The following is a 3,805-nucleotide window of genomic DNA, read 5'->3' as shown; positions in this document are numbered from 1 at the left end:
GGAAAACAGTTATGGGAAAGTGGAGCAGGGAAGCGAAAAAATTAAACAGACGAGTGATACATTCCAATTAATTAACCAGTCAGTGGCAAACATTCAAGATAAGATTAAAGATACATCTGATCAGCTGGCGACGATTTCTGTTGCGGCTCATGATATTAATGAGTCAATCGAAAATATTGCAGCAATATCAGAACAATCATCAGCGGGTATGGAGGAAGCAGCGGCTGTTTCTGAACAGTCTTCAGCATCAATGAGTAAGATTAGTGAAAGTTCAGCATCACTTGTCACATTAGCAGACCGATTAACGTCCTCTGTTACAAGATTTAAGCTGTGAAATAGATTGGAGAGAAAATAAATCTTTTCCCGGGAAAGCGCAGGAAAAGACATTATCCTCCAAGAACTGAATTTGTTTGTGAGAATAAGCAGGAAAAAAGTCGATCTATTGATCGGCTTTTTTCATTGAAATCATTTTGGTGAGGAAAGTGTGAACTAGAATGATATAATAGTGTATTAAATTAAAGCAATCATAGGGATGAAGAAGTATGTCGACAACATTAGCTTATTTAAAAGAGTGGCAGGAAGCACTCCAAATAGAAATTCATTATTTGAAAAAGTATGGTAGTACAAAATATTATCTTAAAAATGGCCAATTATTATCTTCTGCCGACTCCTATCCATATTATTTTGAAACGAACGTATCAATCAAAATTCCACCAGGCTCACAAATAAGGCTTGAATGGGGAAATGTAAAAATAGATGGACGCATGCTGTCGTCAGAAGGAAAGAATGTCATTGTAGCATTAGAACAATCGATCGGGGATTTAGTGGGAGAAGCTGTTCTCTTTCATGACCCATGGGAGCTTCTGGATGAATTGCAGTTAAGGCTGGAAGAAATAGAGAAAAGCAAACGTAAGCTTGGAAGAATAAAGAGATTAATGAACCCTGATATGGGTATTAAACATCCGGTACATATAATAAAAAACAATGTTCATGAACTTATTTTAAGATCCAAATACAATCCCGTTACATATGTGTGGGGGCCGCCTGGAACGGGGAAAACATATACGCTTGCAAGAGTGGCTGCAAATAAATATTTCAAGGAAAAAAGGGTGCTTATTTTAAGCCACAGCAATCAGGCAGTCGATGTGCTGCTTGCTGAAATTTCTACTTTTATAAAGAAGAGAAATAAGTTTCAGGAAGGCCATGTTATCCGCTATGGTTCACAAACAGGCGGTGACTTATTAAAGCATGAAAGTCTTACAACTGCGCAGCTGTTGGAAAAGAAGGAGCCAAGCCTTGCTAAGGAGAAGGAACAGCTTATAGAGGAGAAGCAGCATCTTAAAAATGATTTAACGAGTTCTTTCAGTAAGAGAGATTCTGATCAATTGCTCGATATCGAGAAAAAATTGACGAGGCTGCTGGAGAAAATACGGCAAAAAGAAATCCAATTCGTAAAAGATGCGTATGTAATCGGTACGACTTTAGCAAAAGCGGCAACAGATCCGACAATTTATGAACATCAGTTTGATGTTGTTATTATTGATGAGGCGAGCATGTGTTACGTCCCGCAGGCAGCATTTGCGGCAACACTTGCGAAGCATTCGATCATTTGTGGAGATTTTAAACAATTGCCGCCGATTGCGAGCAGCCGTCATGAACTAGTGAATAAATGGCTGAAGGAAGATATTTTCCATTGTGCTAATGTCGCTCATACGATTGAGCATGGGCAGCTTCATCCTCATTTAATGCTGTTAAAAGAACAAAGGCGGATGCATCCAGATATATCTGCTTTTACAAATAAATATATTTACCGTTCCTTAGTCGGAGATCATGAATCTGTTTTGAAAAACAGAAATGAAATAGTAGAAAAAGCTCCGTTTCCAAACCGTGCTGCAATTCTAGTTGATACGAGCTCAACAGGTGAGTATTGTATAAATGAACGAACATCAAAATCTCGAATGAATATATGGCAATTATTATTATCCTTTCAATTAATACATGAAGCTTACAAAGCAGGGGCACGTTCCATCGGCTATGTATCTCCGTACAGAGTTCAGGCTCAGCTTATGGACAGTCTTTTAACCGATTTTTATGAAGTGGAGAAGCAGACAGCAAATATCATTGCAGCAACCGTTCATAAACTTCAGGGAAGTGAGCGCGATGTCATTATTTTCGATACAGTCGACAGCTATCCTGAGCAGAGAGCAGGCATGCTTATTACCGGAAAAGAAAGCGAAAGGCTGATCAATGTTGCGATTACGAGAACGAAGGGAAAGTTTATTCATATAAGTAATAATGCTTATATTCATCAGCATGTTTACGGCAATAAGACGATTAAACAGCTCGTCACGCATCAGGAAAAAGAGGATCAGACCGTTTTCATGAATGAAATCGGCACTTGGATAAAAAATCAGCATGAACGTCTACAATGGATGCATGCGAGAAAGCTTGAACGAGTGTTTGACGATATGAAAAAAGCGCAGAAATCGATTGTTATTTCCTTGCCTGCACATACAGTCCTGACAGAACAGTGGCTCGAGAAATTAACAGAAATGAGAAATATCGTAACGGTTATATCTGATAAGCAGTATTCATTTCAGCCGAAGAAACAGATAGAACAGTCTATTCCATTCCCATTTATCTTAATAGATCACCGTTACTTCTGGCTCGGCCTTCCTTTAGAAGGTTCAAAAAATATCAGCCCGCCATTTGTTGCAGCGAGACTGGATTCTGTATTTTTTGCGGAACAGTTTCTCGGAAAGCTGCCAATTGATTTCATATAGTTATCAATCTTCTTATAGTGGGTATATTAAGAAAAAATGGATTTGGGTGATCTTATGCATACAGTTTGGAAAGGCAATTTATCATTTGGATTAATTAGTATCGGGATTAGAATTCATAGCGTGATTGAAGATAAAGATGTAAAACTTATCGGTATTCATAAAGACTGTCTCGTACCGATTCGATATGAAAAAATAGCTCCAGGCTGTGAAGATGGAGAAGTGAAACCAGAGGATATTGTAAAGGCGTATGAATATAGTCCAAATAAATATGTCGTTGTTAGTAAAGAAGAACTGGATGCTTTAAAAAAAGAATATGAAGTGCAGTCTGTTGACATTATTTCATTTGTACAACTAGAAGAAATTGATCCTGTCTATTTTGATCGTTCTTATTTTATTAATGCGATGGAAGGATCAGAAAAAACATACATCCTGCTAAAACAGGCATTAGAAAGAACAGGGAAAATTGGAATCGTTAAAATTTCATTACGCAACCGCCAGCATTTAGCTATTATTCGTGTTCATGAAGATGGGCTTATTCTTGAAACGATTCATTATCCAGATGAGGTGCGCTCGATTACACAAGTTCCAAACTTGCCGTCTGAACAAGAAGTGACTATTCAAAGAAAAGAACTTGTAGCAGCAACTACACTTATTAATGAACTGACTGTTCCATTTATACCAGAAGACTATACAGATGAATATCGGACAGCTTTGCTTGATTTAATAGAAGAAAAAATTGAAAACGAAGAAGTGGAAGTAAAACCTGTTATAAATCCGAAAAAAGTAGATCTTAAAAACATTCTTGACGCTTTAAATGCAAGCATTGAACAAACGAAGCGGATAAACTCAGCGGCAAAGAAAAAAACAGCCGTAAAAACAAAAAAAGAAACAAGCTGAAAAAATATCCCAGCATATTTTATCCTAGCCTTAATGAGCAGTAAGCCTCCCACTTCAAAGTTCTGAGATTTCAAATAAGTGAAGTGGGAGATCCGCTGTCTGTAAAGGTCCGAACAATAGAACAC

The 3,805-nt window shown here is 37.6% G+C and carries 2 protein-coding genes and 1 pseudogene; all 3 read left to right on the top strand.

The window, feature by feature from the left end; genetic code table 11:
* Positions 1-334 (top strand): annotated as a pseudogene (locus BFA01S_RS21050) (methyl-accepting chemotaxis protein); the annotation flags it as partial.
* A 208-nt stretch (positions 335-542) separates the two neighbouring features.
* A complete protein-coding gene (locus tag BFA01S_RS21045; RefSeq protein ID WP_066235531.1) occupies positions 543-2,783 on the top strand; it encodes an AAA domain-containing protein in 2,241 nt (746 codons plus the stop codon).
* A gap of 54 nt (positions 2,784-2,837) precedes the next feature.
* The gene (gene ku, locus BFA01S_RS21040) at positions 2,838-3,680 is read left to right on the top strand and encodes a non-homologous end joining protein Ku (RefSeq protein WP_066235529.1); all 843 of its coding nucleotides are present in this window, start codon (positions 2,838-2,840) and stop codon (positions 3,678-3,680) included.
* The last annotated feature ends 125 nt before the right edge of the window (positions 3,681-3,805 follow it).

The organism is Metabacillus fastidiosus NBRC 101226 (assembly GCF_001591625.1).
GTDB classification, from domain to species: domain Bacteria; phylum Bacillota; class Bacilli; order Bacillales; family Bacillaceae; genus Metabacillus; species Metabacillus fastidiosus.
Note: the sequence above shows the minus strand (reverse complement) of the source record. Positions and strands in the feature narration are given on the sequence as shown.

Excerpts from the sequence above, each read along its gene's own strand:
- BFA01S_RS21045 (WP_066235531.1), top strand. The coding sequence starts at position 543 with ATGTCGACAACATTAGCTTATTTAAAAGAGTGGCAGGAAGCACTCCAA.
- ku (WP_066235529.1), top strand. The coding sequence starts at position 2,838 with ATGCATACAGTTTGGAAAGGCAATTTATCATTTGGATTAATTAGTATC.